Source organism: Faecalibacterium tardum (genome assembly GCF_040096515.1).
In the GTDB taxonomy this organism is placed as follows: Bacteria; Bacillota; Clostridia; order Oscillospirales; family Ruminococcaceae; genus Faecalibacterium; species Faecalibacterium tardum.
The window spans coordinates 1-22,042 of the sequence record NZ_JBBMEO010000023.1; the positions used below are offsets into that span (position 1 = coordinate 1).

Annotated in this window: 22 protein-coding genes and 1 tRNA gene; 5 read left to right on the top strand and 18 right to left on the bottom strand. The window is 51.0% G+C overall.

The window, feature by feature from the left end; translation table 11 throughout:
- Positions 1–352 precede the first annotated feature (352 nt).
- The 3 genes from WMO44_RS11305 to WMO44_RS11315 form a co-directional block, all read right to left on the bottom strand.
- A complete protein-coding gene (locus WMO44_RS11305) occupies positions 353–958 on the bottom strand; it encodes a Tat pathway signal sequence (protein WP_349152645.1) in 606 nt (201 codons plus the stop codon).
- Between the two features lie 98 nt (positions 959–1,056).
- Positions 1,057–1,731: a histidine phosphatase family protein gene (locus tag WMO44_RS11310; protein WP_097779427.1), complete on the bottom strand. Its 675-nt coding sequence runs from the start codon at positions 1,729–1,731 to the stop codon at positions 1,057–1,059.
- Positions 1,732–1,769: 38 nt separating this feature from the next.
- Complete coding sequence (locus WMO44_RS11315) at positions 1,770–2,336, bottom strand: leucine-rich repeat domain-containing protein (RefSeq protein WP_349152646.1); 567 nt, start codon at positions 2,334–2,336, stop codon at positions 1,770–1,772.
- Positions 2,337–2,751: 415 nt separating this feature from the next.
- Here WMO44_RS11315 and WMO44_RS11320 point away from each other — a divergent pair, with 415 nt between their 5' ends.
- The 5 genes from WMO44_RS11320 to WMO44_RS11340 all read left to right on the top strand — a co-directional run bounded on the left by WMO44_RS11320 (position 2,752) and on the right by WMO44_RS11340 (position 5,739).
- Positions 2,752–3,447, top strand: coding sequence for a helix-turn-helix domain-containing protein (locus WMO44_RS11320; RefSeq protein ID WP_005925474.1), 696 nt, complete (start codon positions 2,752–2,754; stop codon positions 3,445–3,447).
- Between the two features lie 117 nt (positions 3,448–3,564).
- Entirely contained in the window at positions 3,565–4,182 is a 618-nt protein-coding gene (locus WMO44_RS11325) for a twin-arginine translocation signal domain-containing protein (protein WP_055186478.1), read from the top strand.
- Between the two features lie 170 nt (positions 4,183–4,352).
- Positions 4,353–4,865 (top strand): twin-arginine translocation signal domain-containing protein, encoded by a 513-nt coding sequence (locus WMO44_RS11330; RefSeq protein ID WP_097779430.1) that lies wholly within the window; start codon positions 4,353–4,355, stop codon positions 4,863–4,865.
- Between the two features lie 44 nt (positions 4,866–4,909).
- A complete protein-coding gene (locus tag WMO44_RS11335; RefSeq protein ID WP_349152647.1) occupies positions 4,910–5,449 on the top strand; it encodes a twin-arginine translocation signal domain-containing protein in 540 nt (179 codons plus the stop codon).
- Positions 5,450–5,648: 199 nt separating this feature from the next.
- Positions 5,649–5,739 (top strand) — tRNA-Ser (locus WMO44_RS11340).
- A 60-nt stretch (positions 5,740–5,799) separates the two neighbouring features.
- Here the strand turns inward: WMO44_RS11340 and WMO44_RS11345 are convergent.
- From WMO44_RS11345 to WMO44_RS11415, 15 genes are all read right to left on the bottom strand, one after another.
- Positions 5,800–6,243, bottom strand: coding sequence for a YaiI/YqxD family protein (locus tag WMO44_RS11345; protein WP_349152648.1), 444 nt, complete (start codon positions 6,241–6,243; stop codon positions 5,800–5,802).
- Between the two features lie 80 nt (positions 6,244–6,323).
- Positions 6,324–7,145 carry an alpha/beta hydrolase-fold protein gene (locus WMO44_RS11350; protein ID WP_349152649.1) on the bottom strand — a complete coding sequence of 274 codons (822 nt, stop codon included), beginning with the start codon at positions 7,143–7,145 and terminating at the stop codon, positions 6,324–6,326.
- Between the two features lie 170 nt (positions 7,146–7,315).
- Complete coding sequence (locus WMO44_RS11355; protein ID WP_097779446.1) at positions 7,316–7,969, bottom strand: D-sedoheptulose-7-phosphate isomerase; 654 nt, start codon at positions 7,967–7,969, stop codon at positions 7,316–7,318.
- Positions 7,970–7,973: 4 nt separating this feature from the next.
- Positions 7,974–9,290, bottom strand: coding sequence for an HAD-IIIA family hydrolase (locus WMO44_RS11360; RefSeq protein WP_349152650.1), 1,317 nt, complete (start codon positions 9,288–9,290; stop codon positions 7,974–7,976).
- Positions 9,287–10,285: a GHMP family kinase ATP-binding protein gene (locus WMO44_RS11365; protein ID WP_349152651.1), complete on the bottom strand. Its 999-nt coding sequence runs from the start codon at positions 10,283–10,285 to the stop codon at positions 9,287–9,289. The genes WMO44_RS11360 and WMO44_RS11365 overlap by 4 nt, the downstream gene beginning before the upstream one ends.
- A 1-nt stretch (position 10,286) precedes the next feature.
- Positions 10,287–11,036 (bottom strand): WecB/TagA/CpsF family glycosyltransferase, encoded by a 750-nt coding sequence (locus tag WMO44_RS11370; RefSeq protein ID WP_118658571.1) that lies wholly within the window; start codon positions 11,034–11,036, stop codon positions 10,287–10,289.
- Between the two features lie 62 nt (positions 11,037–11,098).
- Positions 11,099–12,592: a flippase gene (locus WMO44_RS11375; protein ID WP_349152652.1), complete on the bottom strand. Its 1,494-nt coding sequence runs from the start codon at positions 12,590–12,592 to the stop codon at positions 11,099–11,101.
- Complete coding sequence (locus tag WMO44_RS11380) at positions 12,546–13,766, bottom strand: glycosyltransferase (protein WP_349152653.1); 1,221 nt, start codon at positions 13,764–13,766, stop codon at positions 12,546–12,548. The genes WMO44_RS11375 and WMO44_RS11380 overlap by 47 nt, the downstream gene beginning before the upstream one ends.
- Positions 13,720–14,931: a glycosyltransferase gene (locus WMO44_RS11385; RefSeq protein WP_349152654.1), complete on the bottom strand. Its 1,212-nt coding sequence runs from the start codon at positions 14,929–14,931 to the stop codon at positions 13,720–13,722. Before WMO44_RS11385 ends, WMO44_RS11380 begins: the two co-directional genes overlap by 47 nt.
- Positions 14,907–15,890 carry a glycosyltransferase family 2 protein gene (locus WMO44_RS11390; protein ID WP_349152655.1) on the bottom strand — a complete coding sequence of 328 codons (984 nt, stop codon included), beginning with the start codon at positions 15,888–15,890 and terminating at the stop codon, positions 14,907–14,909. The genes WMO44_RS11385 and WMO44_RS11390 overlap by 25 nt, the downstream gene beginning before the upstream one ends.
- Positions 15,847–17,163 (bottom strand): O-antigen ligase family protein, encoded by a 1,317-nt coding sequence (locus WMO44_RS11395; RefSeq protein ID WP_349152656.1) that lies wholly within the window; start codon positions 17,161–17,163, stop codon positions 15,847–15,849. The genes WMO44_RS11390 and WMO44_RS11395 overlap by 44 nt, the downstream gene beginning before the upstream one ends.
- A gap of 61 nt (positions 17,164–17,224) precedes the next feature.
- Positions 17,225–18,547, bottom strand: coding sequence for a nucleotide sugar dehydrogenase (locus WMO44_RS11400; RefSeq protein ID WP_349152657.1), 1,323 nt, complete (start codon positions 18,545–18,547; stop codon positions 17,225–17,227).
- A 25-nt stretch (positions 18,548–18,572) separates the two neighbouring features.
- Positions 18,573–19,364, bottom strand: coding sequence for a carbohydrate deacetylase (locus tag WMO44_RS11405; RefSeq protein ID WP_349152658.1), 792 nt, complete (start codon positions 19,362–19,364; stop codon positions 18,573–18,575).
- Between the two features lie 23 nt (positions 19,365–19,387).
- Entirely contained in the window at positions 19,388–20,050 is a 663-nt protein-coding gene (locus tag WMO44_RS11410) for a VanZ family protein (protein WP_349152659.1), read from the bottom strand.
- A gap of 50 nt (positions 20,051–20,100) precedes the next feature.
- On the bottom strand, positions 20,101–22,035 hold the full coding sequence (locus tag WMO44_RS11415; protein WP_349152660.1) for a tyrosine-protein kinase domain-containing protein: 1,935 nt from the start codon (positions 22,033–22,035) through the stop codon (positions 20,101–20,103).
- Positions 22,036–22,042: the final 7 nt, after the last annotated feature.

Below are 22,042 nucleotides of genomic sequence, written 5' to 3' on the forward strand. Positions count from 1 at the left end.
CCGGCTCCGCCGATTTGAAGCCCCTCAGTCTCGCTACGCTCGACAGCTCCCCCAAGGGGGAGCGGGCACGCCCGCAGCGCCGCGCTTTCGCAGAAAGCGGTGCTGCAAATGCCGTTTCCCTCTATGACTCCTCCCGTGAAAATGGGTTACAGGAAAGTCCGCAGACTTTCCTGTAACCCGAAATTTAAAATCATTCTTCCGCTGATTATGGCCAGAGCACAGCGGAGGCCATTTCAAATCGTCTCGACCTCGGAGAAATCTGGCACGCCGCAGGCGATGACGGAAGGGGTCTTACCAAGCAAAAAAAGAGCCATTGCACGGTAATTTGTGCAATGGCTCTTTTACTATGCTGTTACAGGTCCACCACGCTGCCGACCTCGGCGGGGGTGGTGGGCACGGGGCCCAGAGCGGCTTCGTCGGTATCGCGGCGCACCGTAAAGATGGCGCTGCGCCCGGCGGCAAAATCCGGGTGCCAAGTCAGCGCAAGGGTCTGCCAGTCCTCCGGCACGGCGCAAAAGCAGTGCAGCAGCGCACCGCGTCCGGCGGCAAGGTTCAGGGTGAACACCGAGGCATCCGCTGCGTTCTCGCTGTACAACGGGGCGGCAAAGCTGCCGCAGGGCACGCTCTGACCGTTGCAGGCAGCGGTCACGCCGGTGCCCATGCTGTACAGCTGCTCCCGGGTGCGCAGACCACGGCTTTGCAGATAGCTGGTATCCACCGGCAGGCTGGCTGCCGAAAGGTTTTCCACCGAGAGGTACACCAGCACGCCGCCCAGTTCCGGTGCCGGGGCATAGCCCAGCAGCTCTACGGCAGCTTTGCCGTCCAGCAGGGCAGGCTCGCCCGCAAGACACGGCTGCTGCGCCGCAGCACAGACCCCGGTAAGCAGCGCAGCCGCAAGGCTGACCGCACCGGAACCGGCACATTTCAGGAATGACCGGCGGGAGATGGATTGGGACATGACAGCGTTCCTCCTGTATACGATACAATACACTACCCTTTAACAATAAAGGATTCTGCGCGTTCTGTCAAGGGGCAGCGGGAAACTGTAACCCTTTCTTATTCGTAGGCCTCGTTTTCCTCGGCTTCGGCCTGCCCCTGCAGGGTGTCGGCGTAGCCGAAGGGTACGATGTCGATAGCCTCCACCAGTTTGTCCCGCATCCACAGCTGCACATCGGTCTGCACGGTGTAGCCGCAGCCCGGGTCTGCCATCCACTGCTCGGGGCGGCGGGTGGGCACGGCGCGCTGGCTGAGCATGCTCATGATCACGCCGCCGTGGGTCACGCAGGCGGCCTCGGTAACGTCCATACGGATCATGTACTCAAACAGCTTCATCAGACTGTCGGCGCAGCGGGCGTGGAACTGCTCGGTGGGCTCTGCGCCCTCCGGCAGATAGCCGGAGCCCGGGGTGATCCACTTTTTAAAGTCCTCGTCGTGCACGAGCTCCTTTACGGGTCTGCCCTCAAACTTGCCAAAACCGGCCTCCCGCAGGTCGTGCACCGTAAACTGGTGGGCAGCTCCGGGGAACAGGATGTTGGCAGTCTCCACCGCACGCAGCAGCGGGGAGGAAAACACGGTGTCCACCTGCGGGTAGGCGAACCGCTCCTTCAGGTCAGCCAGCTGGGCGCGTCCCTCGTCGCACAGGGGCAGGTCGGTGCCGCTGCCGATGTACAGGCCTTGCAGGTTGCCCGCGGTTATGCCGTGGCGGATGAGATGAAGCTTGAAGGTTTTCATGGATCACACCTCTTTTGGTTTAAAATTACGGATGGGGCTTAGCCCTCGGCGTGGTTGACCGCCACGGTATCGGGGAACACATTCATGTCCAGACGGCAGTCGTCGCGGATGGTCACGCTGGTCAGGGCGGTGCAGCCCTTGAATGCGCCGGTCTTGATGTAGCCCACGCTCAGGGGGATGTTGACCTCGGTCAGGGCGGTGCAGCCGTTGAAAGCGCCGGCCTCGATGTACTCTACACCGTCGGCGATGTTCACGGTGGTCAGGGCAGTGCAGTCCTTGAAGGCGGTAGCGCCCACGCTGGTAACGGTGCCCTCCACCTCAACGGTGGTGATCTGGTCGGCCTGATCAGCCCAGGGAGCCGGAGCGTCCTTGGTGAAGTTGGTCATACGGCCGGTGCCGCTGATGGTCAGGGTGCCGTCAGCCAGTGCCCAGGTCACGCCCTCGCCGCAGCTGTTGTTGGTGGCAGCAGCGGTGGAAGCAGCCACAGAAGAAGCGGCTGCGGAAGAAGCAGTGGACTTGGAACCGCCGCAGCCGGTCAGGGCGATGGCGGCGATCAGGACGGCAGCGGCAGCGCTGCACAGACGGACTTTACGCTCGAGTTTCATGATGAAGTTTCCTCTTTCTTATTCTTGGTATATTACCTTTTATAGCGTCTGGCTTGTCCTTTGCAGATTTGTGCGCCGGTCAAGAACAGTCGCCAAGAAGAGATTATAGCACAAACTGCAGAAAGATGGAACCACCTATTTGAAAAATTTTTGTTTCAGAAAAGACGGACATTCACCACGGCTGTCGGTTTTCTTTCACAGCGAAAACACAAAATCTATGTGTTAATACCCATAGTTTAGCATAGATGTGGGGCCCCGGGCAAGAGTTTTGACAATAATGACGAAAAAAGACGAAAAATATCGGCATTTTTCTTGCTTTACAAGTCGTTTTCCAATGTGTATAATCAACCTGTTGTAAACCAAAAACAAGGATGTTACCAAAAATAGATCCTGCAGATATTGAGGAGAGCACATCATGGAGTTCAATCGCATCATCAAGCTGCTGCGCAAGGAGCGCGGCATCACCCAAAAGCAGGCGGCAGAGGATCTGGGGGTCTCTCAGGCGCTGCTGTCCCACTACGAAAAAGGCATCCGCGAGTGCGGCTTGGACTTTGTGGTGCGGGTGGCAGATTATTATAATGTTTCCTGCGACTATCTGCTGGGGCGCAGCGCCGAGCGCAACGGCATGATGCTTTCTGCCGAGGATCTGCCCAACCCCGAAAAGATGAAGGACAACGTCTACCACGGCAGCGTGCTGCCCACCATGAACAAAAAACTTATCTCTAACAGCCTGAACGTGCTCTACGCCAAGATCGGCCAGTGCCACAGCAAGGCGTTGACCACCGAGGTGAGCGCTTACCTGATGATGGCGGTGGCCAAGATGTTCCGGATGCTCTACTCTGCGGAGCCGCACAACGCCTCCAGCATGTTCAGCATTGAGCCCCACCGCTGGCACGGCTATTCCGATGCGGTGATGCGGATGGCTGAAGCCAACGTAGAGGCACTGCTGGACGGGCAGGACGTGAACGGCGGCGAGGGCGTCAAGGACCCCGCCTGCCTTGCCATGACCACCGAGAGCCTGACGCGGGAATTTCCGCTGTACACGCCCAGTCTGTTAAATCTGGTCAAGACCAGCGAGACCCATGTCAAGGGGCTTTCGCCGCAGGAGTGACCCCGCTTGTGAAATTGTTGTAAAGAATCGCCCCGGGCTCTTGCATCTGCGTCCGGGAAACGGTATAACCAAATAAGAAAGAAAAAGAAAATCACCCTTCAAGGAGGATATAACGTTATGTCTACTGTCATTTCCCGCCGCAGCTTTCTCAAGTGCACCGGTGCATCCGCCGCTGCACTGGGCGCAGCCAGCCTGCTGGGCGGATGCAAGTCTAACGGCAGCGATACCGTGGTGGAGGTCAAGGTGGGCGATACCGTCCGCAACTGGAACGGTCTGGGCGTGCAGCTGACCAGCGTGTTCCACCTGACGCAGGACCCCGTGCAGCCGGCAGGCTACGAGTATCTGGGCGTGCGGGTGACCACCGTCAACCGCAGCAAGACCGAGAGCTACGCCATCGGCGCACAGGGCATTGACGCCATCAACGAGGCTTACCCTGTGCCCCCGCTGGAGAACGTGGACGCAAACTTTCAGGCTATGGCTGCTGCTACCCCGGATTTTACCGCCGTCTGCGATGGTCAGCCTGCTGCCTGCTGCGCCAATATCTCGTTGTACAACGCCAATTCCCAGAGCTTTTCCGATGTGGAAAGCCTGCCCCCGCAGGGCAGCGCCTACATTGTGCTGATGCTCATGGTGCCTAAGGACTGGAAACAGCTGAAGGTCACCTATGTGCCCACCTTCCTGGAGGGCAAGAGCCTGACTTTTGTCATGAACGCTTCCGATGTGATCCGCAGCTGACAGAATCACCAGAAAAAACACTTAAACTTCGTCTAAAATGCGCGATGCTGCCACAAAATATTCACATTTGTTTTGCGGAAAATCATTGACATTTTTCTCTGTTTCGCCTATTGTATAGGTAGTGCCCTATGGCAGAATCTGTATTGATGTGTCCCAAAGGAGGAACGAATATGACTGGGGAATTTTCCCGCCGCTCTTTCCTGAAATATACCGCCCTCACCGCTGTGGCTGTGGCGGGCAGCAGCCTGCTGACCGGCTGCTCCGGGTATGCCCCGGTGCAGCACGCTCCCGGCACCAGCAACACGGTGCTGAAGGTCGTCTCCACGCTGGACTGGGTGGAATACGATGAAGAGACCAACACCACCTTGTTCCGGCTGGTGGTGACCAACGGCCGTAAAAACGCGCTGGAGGTCACTAAGGCAAACTTTGCCGTAAAGGCAGAGGGCTACCTTGCCTATCAGAACGACAAGCTGCAGGTGATCTACCCGGATTCTCTGAGCCATCAGGTCAAGCAGGGCGAAACCTTCACCTATTATGTGAAAGCAAAGGACCTGAACGCGCTGACAGACGGCCCTGTGACCCTTACCTACTACCCTGACCTGCAGTACAGCGAGTTCAGCGCCAACTGGGAGCTGGCCGCAGATGTTCTGGAACCGGAGCTTCCCGGCACCTCCACGAACTGATCCCAGGTGGAAGAACATATAGGTAAAAAACGGAGGAACAAACCATGTCTTATACATTTTCCCGCCGCGCATTCCTGAAGTATTCGGCAGCCACCGCAGTGGCTGTGGCCGGTGCCAGTCTGCTGGGCGGCTGTGAATATCAGGATCCCCAAAACCCGGTGAGCAAAGAACTGCCCAGTGCGATCAAAAGCGATTTGAATGTCATTGCCGGCCTGAAAAGCATGAAGATCGAGAAAGGCACCTGCACTTTGGAGGTGGACATTGAGTCTGCCCGTGCAAACCCCATCCCGCTGGATCCCTACCGCTTCTCTGTTGCCGTGAAGGATGCCGAGGACAAGCCGGTCTACTTCAGCGATAACTGGGGCGGCGTGCGCATTCTAGACGCTGAGAACAGCCTGATCCAACAGAAAAAGCCCATCACCATCCATCTGGCCGCCGACCACTTCCCCACTCTGGAAGAAGGTCAGACCGTGGTGTTCAAGTTTATGCCCATCCGCGAGAACTCCGAGTATTCCATGACTTGGGAGATCACCAAGGAAGTGTACGAAGAGTTCATCGCAAATCAGAGCACCAGCAAGAACTGAGCGTATCATAGCTGAACTATGACCGCAGGCCGCTGCACAAAGCTTTGTGCAGCGGTCTGTTTTTGTGTGCAGGCTGTTTTGTACTGCGTGCGGATGATTCAGACCGCAGCACCCGGCGCTGCACCGCGCTTTGCGAGGCACTTGGAGAAAAGTGTTGACGGCAGCAGGCTTTTTTGTTATACTGTATAAGGTTTATTATGGAGATGTATCGAAGCGGTCGTAACGAGAACGACTCGAAATCGTTTTGTCCTTAATCGGGCACGTGGGTTCGAATCCCACCATCTCCGCCAACAAAAAGCATCAGCTCAGGCTGGTGCTTTTTTGTTTCTCCAGCCTTTCAAAAGTATGTGTCAATGGTTGCAGTTCAAGATCTTCTCAAGCGTGTCCGCAAACCTGACATCCTGCTCCTTCGTCCGCTTTGGGCTCCCCTTGGGGTGCTTTCCGGCACGGAGGAGCTTTTTGTTTTCATACCGCCGCAGCATGAGAGCTTCCATGTTGTCGGCGGTGTATTCCAAACCGTTCTGGTTCAGCACCCGGGCGCACTTGGCAAGGCACATACTCGCAAGGCCGTAGTCCTGTGTTACGACCACATCTCCCGGTTTTACCCGGTTGACGAGGGCAAAGTCCACGCTGTCAGAACCTTTATCGAACACCAGCGTCTGCGCACCTTCCCGCTCGATTTGGTGAGCTGTGTCACACAGGATGATGACCGGAACGCCAAACCGCTTTGCAATCTGCAACGTCAGATCGACGACCGGACAGCCGTCTGCGTCAATCAGAACTTGTCGGGGCAAGACCCCTCCATTTGCTTCGCAAACCGTTCTGTCGCTTAAACGCCCCACTGGGGCGTTCATTGCTTCGCAAACGCGAATGGTCATGTGTGTTCCTCCATCGTCCACCGAAAGGCTTTCGCGGTACGCAAATCAGCGTCCTTAAAGTGCCCGCCGCTGTTCCATTCAAGGGTGCAGTCTGCGCTACGCTCTGTAAGCCGACTGTGCAGGTTGCGGATATTATCCCCTACCGCAGCCATGATGGTGTTTTTCGTGCGCTCTTCCTTGTCGCCAAGGCTCAGATAAATGTGCTGTGCCTGTATCGGGTGCTGCTGTTCAAACTCCATCCAGCCCGGAAACCAAACAGAGGGGGATGCGGCGGCGACACCATAGAACAGATCAGTCTGGGTGGATGCCCACAAAGCAAACAGTCCGGCCAGTGAGTAGCCACCCAGAATGATTTTGACGTTTTCCGGGAGATGAAACTGTTGTTTCAGCGTTGGCACGACCTGTTCTGTCAGAAAGCGCAGGGTGTCCCCAGCATTTCCACCGAAACCTTGCTTTCCCCAAACAGCAGGAGACTTCCACGGGGAAAGTGCATCGTTCCAGCTTTCCACTGGGATAGCCGCAAACAAAAAATTCCAGCTGCTCTGCGCAATCACTGTCACTTCATGGTCCATGCTTTGCAGCTCGTGTTCGCCGGTCATTTGGAGCAGTAGGTATTCTGCATGGGCTTCGCCGTAAATGAGGCAAGGTTTGTTCCCGATTTGCATTGTCTGTGCGGTCACTGCGGTGTCCTCCCGAAAAAATTTTGATAAGCCCAGTATAGCAACTAAAAAATCATTTTGCAATTCAAAAGGCGTTCGCATTTGCAGCAAGCAGTGCAAGTTGGTACCAACTTGCGATTTTTGAATTGGATTTTTCAAAATCCAAATTCAAAATGCTTGTTGGGAAATCCCAAACCCTTGAACTGCATCTGACGGGCGCAGGCTGCGCGTTTTTTGCAAAACGCTTTTCCGGTGCGTTGTATCGCGTAATATCGTCAAAATGACGAGCGCTGTATTTTGCAACAGCCTCGTGCTCCGAGAAAATGTACTTACTCGCAAAAAAAATGCTCTTCCAACATCAGGCACAAGCAATGATAAATGGGAAGATGCAGTTCTTGAATTTGATAAGTTTCCAGCAGCGGTGCCCGGATACAGACGTCGCACAGCGGAATTAGAGGACTGTCTGCCGCACCCGTCAGGCCGATTACTTTCATCCCGATGGCGCGAGCGGTTACAGATGCATACAGGATATTTTTGCTTTTTCCGCTGGTAGAAATCGCAAGTAGAACATCTCCTGCTTTGCCGTATCCATTGACCTGTTGCGCAAAGCACATCAATGGTGCACAGTCATTGGCATAGGCAGTGGAAAGCGCTAGGTGTCCATCCAACGCGATAGCCGGCAGTGCTTTTTGCAGATTTTGTACAAGCTCCGGGCCAAGTTCAGGGCTTTCCTGCAGCAGTCGTTCTGCGAGTGCTGCGTCTAGTTTGCGGGGCTTCTTAAAGCGTTTCATCAGTTCGCCTACAATATGTTCTGCATCGGCAGCAGAGCCGCCGTTGCCTGCGATTAGAAGTTTGCCACCGGCCTCATAGGTTGCGGCCATGACCTGATACGCTTTTCGAATCTCTTCTTTCTGCACGGTTAGAATTGGGTAGCGCTGCAGCAAAAGATCCAAATGTTTTTCAGCCCGATCTGTCTGTTTCATGATGTCAGAGCTCCTTTTTTCCACACAGGACCTGTCCTACAAAGTTGTACAGCGATGTGGCCGTCCAATCTTGTTCAAGTTTTGGCGGCACTACATCCGCACAGAGCAGTGCCGTTTTGCAGCCCGCGTTCTTTCCCGCCTGAATATCACGGCTTCCATCACCAACGATCCATGAAGATGCTAAGTCAATATTGAATCGCCGCGCTGCCTCCATCAGCATTCCCGGTGCGGGTTTACGGCAGCTGCAGTGGATTTTTAGTTCTGCCCTCTCCCCCGGGAATCCCTTGTCCGGGTGGTGTGGACAGTAATAAATGGCATCCAGCCAGGCACCTTCCTTGCCCAGAAGCGTTTCCATTTTACAATGGATGGCTTCCAATTGAGCCTCCGTCACCTCGCCGCGTGCGATCACCGGTTGGTTGGTCACCACAATAGCAAGCCAGCCCAGTTCGTTGATTTTCCGAATCGCCTGCGCTGAACCCGGCAACAGCTCAAATGCATCTGGCTCCCGCAAAAAACCGACATAGCGGTTGATGGTTCCGTCTCGATCCAGAAAGACTGCTTTTTGCTTCCGGCATAGATTTCGCGCTGCCGCACGGCCACTGTGCACATCTGCACAGACCGCCGCATAGCGTTCCGGGGTCCCCATATCCTTGACATACTCCGGGCTGTCATAACAAACCAACTTTCCAGTCCCTGCCAGCGGTTTCAGGATCTGACGATCCAAATCTACCTTTCCCACCGGGATCTCTCCTTGCAACAATTCTGGGTTGAGGATATGCAACCCTGCATTGACCCTGTTGCGATAATACTGCGGACGAGCATCTTCTTTGGTCAGCCATTGTGTTACCCGTTGATCGCCGTCGGCTATGATCAAGCCGCTGTCATACGGATGCCCGTTTGGGTGGGTAAACAGTGTTGCCAGCCCGCAGTGTGCCTTATGGAATGCCGCAAAGCGCCGCAGGTCTATGTCAAACATCACATCTCCGTTCAGAAGTAGAAAATCCTTATCCAGTTTATCCCGGATGCGGAACAGCGCTCCTGCGTTGCCCAGAGGTTCTGTTTCCACAAAATATTCGATGTGAATACCAAACGGTTTGCCAGTCTGTGGGGAGCAGCCGCTGCCATCACCAAAATAATCCATAATAGCCGGTGCCAAATACCCGACCGTAATCAGTACCTCGGTGAAACCCTGCTCCCGCAGGGATTCCAGCTCCCATTCCAGTATAGGGCGGCCATCAATAGGCAGCATCGGCTTAGGCAAATCTTTCGACAACGCTGCAATTCGGGTGCCGCGGCCGCCGGCCATAATCACAGCCTTCATAGCACTTCCTCCTCTGGCGCATAATAAATGACACGTGTCCCGCCATTTTCAAAGCTGAACGGGATATAGAGAAGGTCGCGCATAGCCTCGCGCACGGCAGCCTGATATTCTGGCTGCACATAAAAAACCAGAAAGCCACCACCGCCCGCACCCAGAAGCTTGCCGCCAAGTGCGCCTGCCGCCATACCTTTGGCATACAGTTCATCGATACAGTCGGTGGATACAGCTGCGCCGGTATGGCGTTTCAGCTGCCATGTATGATCCAGTAGACGGCCAAACTCGTCCAAGTCCGCCTGCTCGTTCACCAAAATTGCCTCAGCATCATCTACGAGAGCCATCATTTCTCTCAATAACGCTGTTTTGTTTGCTGCGCTGTGGCTGCAGTTGAATTGCTGAACATCTGCAGAAAAACGGGTGAAACCGGTAAAGAACATCATTAGATTTCCGTTCAGTCGCTTTTTGCGTTCCTGAGACAGTAGTACCGGTTTTACCTCATATCCATCTGTGCTGAAGTTGATCCGGTTGAAGCCGCCAAAAGATGCGGCAATCTGGTCCTGCCAACCGCCGGTTTCCGCGCAGAGCACCCGTTCCAGATAAATGGCATCAGCTGCCAGTTTCTGCTTGCTGGCATATTGCCCCTTAAGAGCATAAAATGCATTCAGCATTCCTACGGCAAATGAACTGGATGTCCCCAGACCGGATCGTGCCGGAAGGTCGGCCTCATAGGTCAAGCGAATCTGATGCATATCCAGTAATTTCATGGCATTGCGAATTGCTGGATGCGCAATCTCATCCAAATTATTTACGCGCTCTATTTTGGAATAAGAAAACTCACTGGTATACGAAAAGAATGGCGGCAGATGCCGGACATTGACGTAACAGTATTTGTCAAAGGTTGTTGACAGCACTGCTCCACCATACTGGCGAAAAAAACTTTCCATATCGGTTCCGCCGCCAAAAAAGGACATTCGGAATGGCGTTTTAGTAATGATCATTTCATTCCCGTTCCTTCCTGTACTTCCATGCCAGACGGAAGATATGCATATCATCTACAAAGTACCGATGAAACAGCCGCTTCGGCTCCTTGAAAAAGCGGTAAAGCCACTCAAAACCATGGTTGCTAAGCATCTTAGGAGCACGTTTGATATTGCCTGCAAGAAAATCCACTGTAGCGCCTGCACAGAGCGTGACCCCAGCACCACAGTCCCTATAATATCGACTGACCCATTTTTCCTGTTTTGGACAGCCAAAACAGGCCAGCAAAATATCCGGTTTTGCCGTTTGCAGTACAGCTTGAATCTTTGCAAGCTCCTCTGGGTCATTCTCAAATCCCATACTGGGCGAGAGCTCTCCTGCTACCACTAAATTGGGGTAATCGGTCTGGATGTTTTCTGCCGCCTTGCGCGCTACATCCTCCCTGCCGCCTAACACAAAAACCGAACGCCCCTCTCTTGCTGCACTCTTTAACAGTGCTGGCACAAGGTCTGATCCTGACACCTTCATTTTCAGGGGGCGGCCATACCACCGAGCGATCCAAAGCAGCGGTTGACCATCCACAAGGGTCAGGTCCGCGTCATCTGAGATATGCCGAAGCTCTGGATCATGCTCCATTTTTACCACGACATCTACATTGATCTCTATCACATAGGCTGGGTCACGTTTCCGTATCTTTTGCAGCAAAAAATCCACCGCTTCGTCCATTGTGATATTGTTGACATAGGTGTTCAGCAACCGTGTTTTTTTCATTTTGTATAACCTTTATCGTTTTGTAGTTGTTATCTATAAGAACGTGCCAAGAACGTGCCGTTTTATCTTTTGCTGAACTTTTGAATTCCCGCCATCAGAAGTTCGTTTCGGGTATAGTACAAATAGAGCAGCGACAGGCTGCAATAAACGATGCTGCCCACAAAAATTTCTATCAATAACCATGGAATCGTAACGATTGCGACATGATCTATTACCCGAACCGCTGCTGCCATTATAAGGCCGGCAACGCCAAAGGGAACGATACAGTTTAGGTATTTCTGGAGAGCAATCCGCTTTCTTACTGCAAAACACTGGGCAATGCATACAATACCCTCCGCGATTACTGTACCAAGGGCAGCGCCCAGTGCACCATAAATCGAAATCAGCAGCGAATTTGCAATCAGATTAGATACTGCACCTAAGATCACCGAAATGATATAGGCACGATCCATTCCGTTTGGAATCAGATACTGCATCCGTATTACGTTGGCGAATCCTGAAAATGGAATAGATAGAGCCAGCGCACTCAGAATATAAGCACAGGATGCAAAGTCTTTACCCCAGAAAATCGGTGCAAAAAGGCGTGAAACGCTAAGGATTCCAAGCGAGATTGCAAAGGAGCTGGCCATGACCGCTTCTACGGAAAGCTTCATATAGCGCTGGCTTTCACTCACATTTCCATCGGAAAACAGCTTGGTCATGCGTGGCATCATCACCGTACCAAAGGCTGTGATTACCGAGCTGGCGCAGAGAATGATTTTCTCTGCGGCTTCATAAAATCCAAGCTGCGCCTTAGTGCTCATCGCTCCCAGCATGAGCTTATCCATCATCGTGTACAGACTGACTGCAATGACCGGAATAAACAGGATCAGCATTGGTTTTCCATGAGCCAAAGATCTTTTTAGGTTAAAGACAGGTTTGCCGATGGCTTGCCGGGCGTAATACCACAGCATGAACTGATTGATAAAAACACCGCCACCCATGATCAGGCAGTATTCCAACAGATCTCCGGGTTCCCGGACCAGCAAAAATACTGCTGTCGTGGTCAGAAGCTTAACAATCGTGCTGCAGGTGGTGGTCTTTTTGAACTGCTCCATTCCAAACAGAAACCAGCTGATGTCCAGCATCGAATCTACGATCAGGATGGACTGCACTGCCGCAATAACCTGATTGTCAACGACAAAGAAGATGGTATAACCTATGTAAAGGACAAGCATTGCCAGCGACGCGAAAAATTGCACTGCGTAAATGCTCCAGAACCAGAGGTTTAAATCCTTGTCATCTCGATGCCGGGAAATCTCACGGTTTCCGTAATTCTTTACCCCCAGCATTCCAAACAAACCAAAGTAGGTAGCTAAGGTGCGGGAATAGGAATAAACGCCAAGCATATCTGCACCCAGTATCCGAGAAATAAACGGTGCTGTGAACAGGGGGAGCAGCATGGCAAACAGTTCATAGGAAATCTGGTAAAAGATGTTAGTTACGACGTTCGTTTTCTTCGTAGATCGTTCATCCTTTCTGCGGAGAACCAGCTGTTTTTTCGGCAGGAGTCCCAAGTACCTGATCCAGATACTGCTCTGCAGTTTTTTTGCTGGTCATTTGCCGAATGGTCTGCACACCGGCGTATGCAATGGACTTTTTTTCGTCCTCTGAAGCTGCTGCAATGTATTCCAAGCGCATCCGTAGTTCCTCTGCATTTCCGGATTCCACCAGATAACCGTTTTTTTGGTCCACAATGATGCCATCGATTCCTTCATTTTTCGAGCCGATTACAATGCATCCTTGTGACATCGCTTCCAAATACACCAATCCAAGAGTTTCCAAGCGGCTGATCATCACAAATACATCTGCTTTCCGGAATTCGGCAAGCGTTTTTTCTCTTGTCATTCTGCCCGTAAACCTGCAGGAACCCGCAATGCCCAGTGTCTGCGCCAATTTGATGCAGGAAGGCATACAAATGCCATCACCAATTACCGTGAATTCAAAGGGAATCCGGTCTTTCCAGCTGCCAAGCGCTGCCAAGATCGCATCCACTTTTTTGTCTCTGACAAGATTGCCTGCATAAACGATTTTTATTGGATGCACCTCTGCTGACCATTTTTTCTGAAACGCTGCATCCGTCATGATCAGAGATTCATCAATGCCTGATTGAGCAAGAAAGGAGGTCTTTATACCGGCCTTTGCAAGTTTTTTCTGCAGTTGGCCGGTGCGTGCTCCCAGCAGATCATAGGTGTTTTGAATGCGCGGGCAGACCCACGGTTTTGCGTTCACGGTTGCCACATCGGTTTTATGGAATACCGCAGCCTTTCTGCACGAAAAATCCAGACGCTCTACAATGCCAACGTAGTTTGTGGGAAAATGCACCAATAATACATCTGGCTGGTAATTCGGTTGCTTTTCATGAAAATAGTGATTGATGGCCTTTGCAATCCTTCGCTGTTGGAACGGGAGATACCATTTTGCGTTCCGGAGCCAGAACTGATTTTCTATCAGCAGCACTTTGACGCCTTCATTCTCCGGACATTCTTGTACCTTACCATACTGTCGGAAATCGTGCTTTCCCAGTTCTTTGATCAGTTCCCGGAAGTAATGCCCGTAGCAGTGCAGCACAGTTACCTGATGACCCTGCTGCACCCATTCCCGCGCAATGTAATGGATGGCCGAAGTATCCCGCAACAGATCGTTACGCTCTGGATGAGGATAAAATGTTGTGATGACCAGAATGTTCATTTGTCCCTCCCACAGCCATAGACAGGAATGTGTCGGCGCATGGTTTCCAGTTGTAGAGCTGTACTGTCCTTGCCGCGCTCTCACGCAGCTGCTCTTGTGCAGGATGCTCGGCCAGCAGCCAGTCTCGAATCTCTTCGTAACTGCTGCACAATTTGTGCCCCGGCATATCACGCAATGTCACCGAAGGCCCGGGCGCTGCCAGTGCGGCAACGGAGACGCCATAGTACATCGCTTCCAGAATTGCCATTCCAAAGATTTCTGTCCGGCAGAGGTTTACAAAGTAATCAGCGGTTGCGTAGACTTTCCAAATCTGATCATTCGGGATACGGTCGATCAGAACGATATCGCTTTTCCATTTGCTGGCTGCAATTTTAGTTTTCAGATCTTCACTTTGAGTTCCTTCGCCCACCAAAAGCAGCTTGCAAGGCTTTTGTTCTCGGACTTGCTGATAGATCTCCACCAGATCCAGCGGATTTTTTTCAGGTCCCATTCTTCCCACAGTACAAATTACCATGTCTTCCGGCAGCAGTCCGAATTCCCGGCGCAGTGCGGCACGGTCATACGCCGCAAAATCCGATTTCATCACTGAAAAATCTAATCCCACCGGAGCGACTTTTACATCTTTTACGCCCAGTTGCAGAAGCTCCTGACGCACTTCTTCGATTTTAGAAATTGCCGGCCCCCGCCGGAACCAGCGCAGAGTTCCCAGATGAAAAAGAGTGTTCATTGCAAATCCATGCACCCCGCCGCTGCTGCTGTGCGTTCTGCCTATGTACGGCACCATCCGAATTTCATGCCGTGCACAGAAACGGTAAATGTGCGGAAGAAATATCTGATTATCTGCAAAACAGAGAACGGCATCCAGATCTGTGGATAGCACCGCAGTATCCAAGCAGCCGTGTGCACCAAAAGACGAAACGGGAATGTACAAAATGGACAGTGTGTTCCCCAATTTTACACGTTCTATGGACTCGCCGCCTGTTTTTTTAACGCATTTATAAATGGTGACCTCATGGCCTTGCCGTTCCAGTTCTCGCCCCAAGCCGATTTCTTGTGTATTATAATAACCACGCCGCCCAAATCCATTGATCATGGTGCAGATAATTCCAAGCTTCATATACTCCCCCACAGTTTTGTTTTTTACTTCCGATTTCTCAACTTCCATATCACCCATTCCAGCTTTGGGGAAATGCAAGACAAAAACACCGAGAGCTTTTGGGAATATCCAGAATTGGGGTCCTGATAAAACAAATGCGCTCCCCTATGAAGAATGCCTTTCAGCCGGACATAATCTGCGCCATGGTAGCCTGCCGCCTCCATAGAGCGAAGGACGATCCCGGCTTCCCGAACCTCATGGATCCGGCAGGCTGCAGACACTGCTTCATCATGGTACAGCTTTGCCATGTATTCCGTCATTTCAAAAACGCTCATCCATTTTGGATCATAGGCCGTTTTTGCCGCATAGCGTCCGCGGTTTGCGCCGCTGCGGACCTGTCGGTAGCAGTGCAGTACATCTTCAGTGATGTGGATTCTGTTGCAGTAGTAGAGATAGTTTCCTACAAACATCGTATCCTCACATGCAGGATAGTTTGACTGGAAGCGAATGTGATGGTTCTGAATGATCTGCAAGTCAAATAGTTTGTTCCACACATAGCCATTAAAACTGTTGTAGCCCATCAGCAGCTGCATCGCCTTCTGACGGTTCACGATTGCCGCAGAAAGCGTTTTTACCTGAGGAGGATGCTCTGTACCAACAGCCTTAAAAGCACAGGAAGCTAACTGGCACGCACCATCTTCCATTGCAGCGTTCATCATACGGAGAAAATCTGGATGATACCAGTCATCTCCGTCCAAAAATGCCACATATACTCCACGGCTGCATTCCAGTCCGGCATTTCTTGCTGCGGCAACGCCCTGATTTTTCTGGTGGAGCGGCACGATGCGTGAATCCGTTTCGGCCATTTGATCTACGATTTGTCCGCTTTTGTCCTTTGAGCCGTCATCCACCAGAATCAGCTCGAATTCTCCATAAGACTGCTCCAGAACAGAACGAATGCACTGTTCCAGATATGCTTCAACGTTATAAATCGGTACGATCACCGTTATCAATGGGTTCTTGTTCATAGGTTTTTCTTCTCCGAAGCAGTTTACGATCGGGAAGCCAACTGCACGCAACAGCAAGCAAAATAAAAAACATTACAACACGGTACGCATAGGCATTTTCAAAGATCCGCTCGGTCAACCCGCAAAGGGTCAGATAGAAAAAGATCGAGCTCAGTTTCATATACTCATCTTGTTTCATGTATTTGACGAAGCGCATAGAGCCAATGATCGCCAGAAAATATGAAGCGATGCCAAGCAGGCCGATGTTCAGCCAAAGCTCCATGATTTGATTATGCGCACCAGTGGACATTCTGCTGAAGTAGGATTTTCGGTTATACATCAGATGCAGTTTTCGCACATTTGCCTGACCGTTCCAGAATTGGCCATAGCCAAATCCGGTAAGCATATTGTGCTGCTGCATAAAGCGGTAAATGCCGTTCCAGAGTTCTGTTCTTCCGGTCAGTGTTGCATCCTTGCCCATGCTTTCCAGCAAAGGAGCAAAAAGCGGCAGAATTGTAAAGGCAAAAATCAAAAAACCAACACTGCATATCACGTAGATCCAGCCCAGCGGAAGACGCAGATCCTGCAGCTTTCCAAACACAAAATGATACAGAGCAATCATCACAGAGATGAGCAATGCGCCGGTTGCCTTGGCCATCAGCAGCAGAATGATCTGCAGCGCCATCGCTGCCAGCCAAAACGCTGAAAATCTATTTTTTTCCTTTGCTTCATCTATGACATAAAGTGATAGGATCACAAGTCCAAAGGCAAGCTCCGAAGCCATCGCGTTTTTGGCCTCGTATACGCCCCGGAGTGCATGAGAGAAGGTATCACCGGACTGAAATGCAAGACCAGGTCGTAAAACAATGATTCCGATAATGGCCAGATTCAAAAGTACCTGTGCAAAGGAAAAAAGTTTTATGATGCGATGCAGGGAAAGGTTTTCTACCAGCCAGATGGAAAACAGGATCGTCACCGAAAGCCGTAGGCAGGTAACCAGTTGTGCACTGCGGGTAGTGGTTACAAGCATGGACTCAGCAAAGACAAACACCATGAATTGATAAATTGGCGAATAGCGCGGTTTTATATCCAGAAGTCTAACATCCATGATGTTCTCTCCACTGGACCGCAGCATGATCGCAATCTGCAGCAGAAAGGAGAGATATTCGTACAGCGTTTGCACAAATGCACCGAAGATCTTTCGGTAGGTCCCCGGAAAGCCGATACTGCCAAGAAAAATGAATACAATAAGAATCTCCGTCCGAAACTGTGCAAGTTCACTTTTTTGTTTCATGAATGCTGTGCTGCTGCCCACAACTTGTGCTGCGAACGGAGCGCTCTCCTTTCCTGCAAAATTATAGCCGCCAGAACCGTATTCCAGATGCTTTCAGCTCCGGTACGGCATAAATGCCTTTGACATCGATCAATACTTTCTTCTCATTCGGGATATCTTTATACAAGGCTTTCAGCTCGTCTACAGACAGCTTACGGAACTGTTCGTGTGCAACTGCGGCAATGATGCAGTCTGCATCCCGAATCTCAGCAAAAGGAACCAGCTCCACATTGTAAAACTTCTTTGCTTCCTCTGCACTTGCCAATGGATCCACAACAGTCGGCTGGATCCCATAATTGCCTAGTCGTTTTATGATGTCAACTACTTTGGTATTGCGTATATCCGGGCAACCCTCTTTGAAAGTCAGTCCTAAAACGACTACTTTTGCTGTCTTTGGAGTCTGCCCGGCCAGAATCATCTGCTGTATTGCCTTATCTGCAATGTAAGCACCCATTTTGTCGTTGAGAATGCGTCCATTCAGAATGATCTGGCTGTGATAGCCAAGTTTTTCTGCTTCGTATGTAAAATAATAGGGATCTACACCAATGCAATGACCGCCCACCAGACCTGGCCGGAATCCCAATGAATTCCACTTGGTGTTCATGCCATCTACCACTTCATTTGTATCAATGTTCATTCGATCGAATACCATTGCCAGTTCGTTCATAAAGGCAATGTTGATATCCCGCTGGCTATTCTCCACGACCTTGATCGCTTCTGCAGTACGGATGTTTGACACCGGATAAGTTCCCACCTTGATCACAAGGTTGTAAACCGCTTGAATCTCTCTGCAGGTGGCATCGTCCATGCCGGAAACGATTTTATGGATATTTTCCAGACGGTGGACTTTATCGCCGGGGTTTATGCGCTCCGGGCTGTAACCCACCTTGAAATCTGTTCCGCAGACCATTTTGGATCCTTTTTCCAAAATCGGGATGCAGACGTTTTCAGTGCAACCCGGATAGACTGTGGATTCATATACTACAATTGCACCCTTCTTCAGATTTCGGCCTATAATCTCGGAAGCACCGATTACAGGAGTCAGATCCGGTGTATGGTCAAAATTTACCGGTGTAGGTACTGCCACCACAACAAAATCCGCCTGCTGCAGCTGCTGTTCGTCTGCGGTAAACTGCACGGATGTCTGCTGGATCTGTACATCTCCCACTTCTTTTGTAGGATCCAACCCAGAGAGGTATATCTCTATTTTTGCGTGGTTTGTATCAAAACCGATCACATTCAGGCCTTTTTGCGCAAATGCCACAGCAATGGGTAATCCTACATAACCAAGGCCAACAACTGCCAGCACTGCTTTTCGGGCCATCAATTTTTCAGATAGCAACATATAATCTCCTCCTTACTTTGCTTTTTCAAAGTAGGTCATATTTGATTTTCTGTGCATTTCCTGAATGCTTCCGAACCAGACTTTCCAGATCTTGCCCTTGTGCGATGATTTGGCCATCCGGGAGATGTTCTTTTTTCTGACGGTCGATCAATAAGCCGTCCGGGTTATAGTCTGGATGTACCATCATTTCCGAAATGCCGGCAAGCGGTTTTTCGTACATCCGAATGCTCTCAAAATGATCTGGGAATCGGAAACCACTCCATCGGAGCCGAAACCGGTAGAGCCGCGCGTACAACCCATTCCACAATCTGAATCGTCCTGCGACATTTTTGTGACATCGTATCCTATAGATGCTGTGCTCTCGGCATACACGAAAAATAATAGGTGCAAGCATCCAATTGCAGTGGATGTGATGGTGCGAATCCACATGACTGATTTCAATTCCCTCATCCATGAGCCGATCGACCTGTGCTGTCAATTCAGTATAAAGATCCTGCCGATCTTTTTTGGAAAGGTGGAGAAAATAGGTGCCTCGCCCTTTGAAATAATCTGTAAAACGGCCATGCGAAACAAACTTTGGGTTTTGCTGTATTTCCGGCGTTAGAGCAGTTCCTTCTGTCAGATTCAGATGAACCCCGACCCTGCCTTGCATTTGGGAAGCCAGTGCAAAAGCAAGCTCCATCGCGTCTCCATTTGCTACCATGGTCGTATCGGTAATAAGATCACTCTCAAATGCTTCATAAATTGCTTTTGTACACGATTCGGTTTGTCCAAAGTCATCGGCATTGATGATGACCCTACATGTTTTCTGCTTCATCTCTGCACCCGTCTGTTGTTTCATCAGTTGTGTCTGTGAACTATTTTAAATAGTGCCCATCCCAGAAAGATACCAATGGTATTGGCCAGGATATCATCCATATCGCAGTTGCCCAGCCGGAATATCAGCTGACAGGTTTCAATGACAGACGAGAGCATTATGCCAACACCTACGACCTTTGCGGGATCTCCCAGCTTTTGAGGATGCATTTGCACAAACAGATATCCCAGCGGCATAAACATTACAATGTTCAGGACCATGTGGTTCAGATCCTCGACTGTGCCTTTGACCATGAACTCCTTTACAGAGGCAAACATCTCCGTTTGCAGAACCACATCTGCCCGTGGCCTGCGGGTGACCAGCGTCACCAGCAGGATTGCGAAAAGATATAACAAAAAGAGGATAACATGTCGAGATCGTATCTCGCGGTTGCAGTGGGAAAGCGTCAAAAATATCATTCCGATCTCTATCAGCGAAAAAAGCAGGCAGATCGCATACATTGCCAGTCCGGGGTTTCGCCATTGATAAGCCAAAATTGCAAAGCCGGCCGCAATGCAGGAGTATACAAGGAACAGTACTGCCAGAAACGTTATTCTGTTACGCGGGGCAACTGCCCCGGCAACCGCTCGTCTGGCGAGCAGATAGAATCCTGCGATATACAGGATAATTGCGAAAAAGATGGTCATAATTTTCCCTCTTTTGGGCTGTGGTCTTCCAGCACGGTTTTTCCGAACTCTCAGTGTTTCGATCTTTTGCTCGAAAAAACCAGTCCTCTGCGCCCGGATGTTTTTCCATGTTTGGAAGGCGCAGCCGGCTTCAGCACACGGCTGCGTTTTTTATCAGACTTCAGTTCGGATTCCTGCTCGATCCAGGGAAGCGGACTGCTCTTCAATTTTGCTTCGGATTCCGAATGTGCAATTTTCGGCTTATCCTCTGGCACCTGTGTTGACGGTGCCTCTGGTACAGGCTGGGGGGCCGGAAACGATTCCAAAGACGGATGTGTGTCCGGAACAGAGCGTGACTTCCGGAGGGCATCGCTGTCTGCTGCAGTTTTTGGCTCTGACTGTTTCCAGCTTCCGTCTTTCCCCATGCGGAGCAACTCCCACATTATTTCATCATCGCTCCGAGTATTCTGACTGCGCTGCAAATCATCTGTCAATTCGTCCATCACGCTTCGGCCATCGTTTGCTGGCTTCCATGTCGAATCGGCTCCGGGCTCTGCCGGGCGGAGCAAGTCTTCAGGCAACGGAGAGCCTGAGTTCTCCGTGTTTTTTTCTTCCTTTCGAATAGGGGCCTTTATATGTTCTGAACGGAACTGAAACGTTTCCAGCGATTGCACTTCGTTGACCACACACCCCAGCACGCGCACACCAGACTTGTCTAACTTTTCAATAGCATCCTGTATGGCGGGGAGCGGGGTTGCATCGTAGCGCACAACAAACAGCACATTATTTGCCAGTTTGTTTAAGCGCAGCACGTCCGAGGAACGTCCTACCGAAGAAGCATCAATTACGACGTATTCGTAGGGCTCCATAATGCTTTCCAAAAAGTCGAACAAGGTGCCATCCAGCGGTACCGCATTGCGTTCAAGCACCATTGGCAAAAGATCCAGATAGCCGGTCAGTGAAATAACAGCATCCTGTTCGGCAGATTCGCCTTTGTATAGTGCATTCAGCGTCCGGCTGTATTCTACATTTTGCAAAAACATTCCGCTCAGACTGGGGGAACGGGTGTTCAGATCTAGCAGTAGGGTGCGCTTTTCCATATCGGATAGCTGCAAGGCTAAATTGGCGGCCACCGTGCTCTTACCTTCGCCATCCTCTGCCGAAGTTACGTAGAAGCGGTGCTGCTTTTCCTTGGTACCGAACCGATTGATCAGAATATACGCAGCGGAAGCAAAGTTCTGTACAGCATCGGCATCCACACTGTGCTTTTCGCTTAAAAGCTGAATATCCTTTTGGAAGTAGCTGCTATCCCTTGGGATACTCCCCAAGGTTTCAAGTCCCAAAACATCTTCCACGTCTTTCAAATTCAGCAGCGTGGGCCGCATGAGCAGCTCCAGCACAGCCATGCCTACACCGGCTACCAGACCCAGCAGACAGAAAATCACCCACAGGCTGACATATCCGCCGCCGCCCATCATATACTTTGCTTCTGGAGCATCGATTACGGCCACAGATCCTACCATCAGCGTTTGCGGCAGAATCTCCTTGCTGGCATCCAGCAATGCGTTCATCAGTCGAATGCCGGCATCTGCGTTGTTCCAACTTAAAGTAAGTAACAATACCTGCGTTTCATTGTATCGACTCACTTCTAGGTTCTGAGAAACATCCTTTGTTGTGACTGATACAAGGCCAGCATTATCAATGGCAGTCTGCAGGGCGCGATTGCTCTTTATTACAAAGGTTGCCGCATCAACCATATCCTGTGCCAGATAAAAATCACTGGAACTCAGATAATCGGAATTGTTGATAAAGTTGCCGGTAGATGATTGGGATGTGATGGCAATGGAACAATCGATCTCGTAACTGGTATAGTTGCCCTGCAGATAGGATATGCCGCTGAGTACAAACCCGCAGAAAAATCCAAGCAGTCCCAACGCCAAAATCATTTTCCAGCGCTTGAAGGCTGCGTACAGTAGATCACTCACGCGAAGCTGTACATTGTGCATTGTTTCT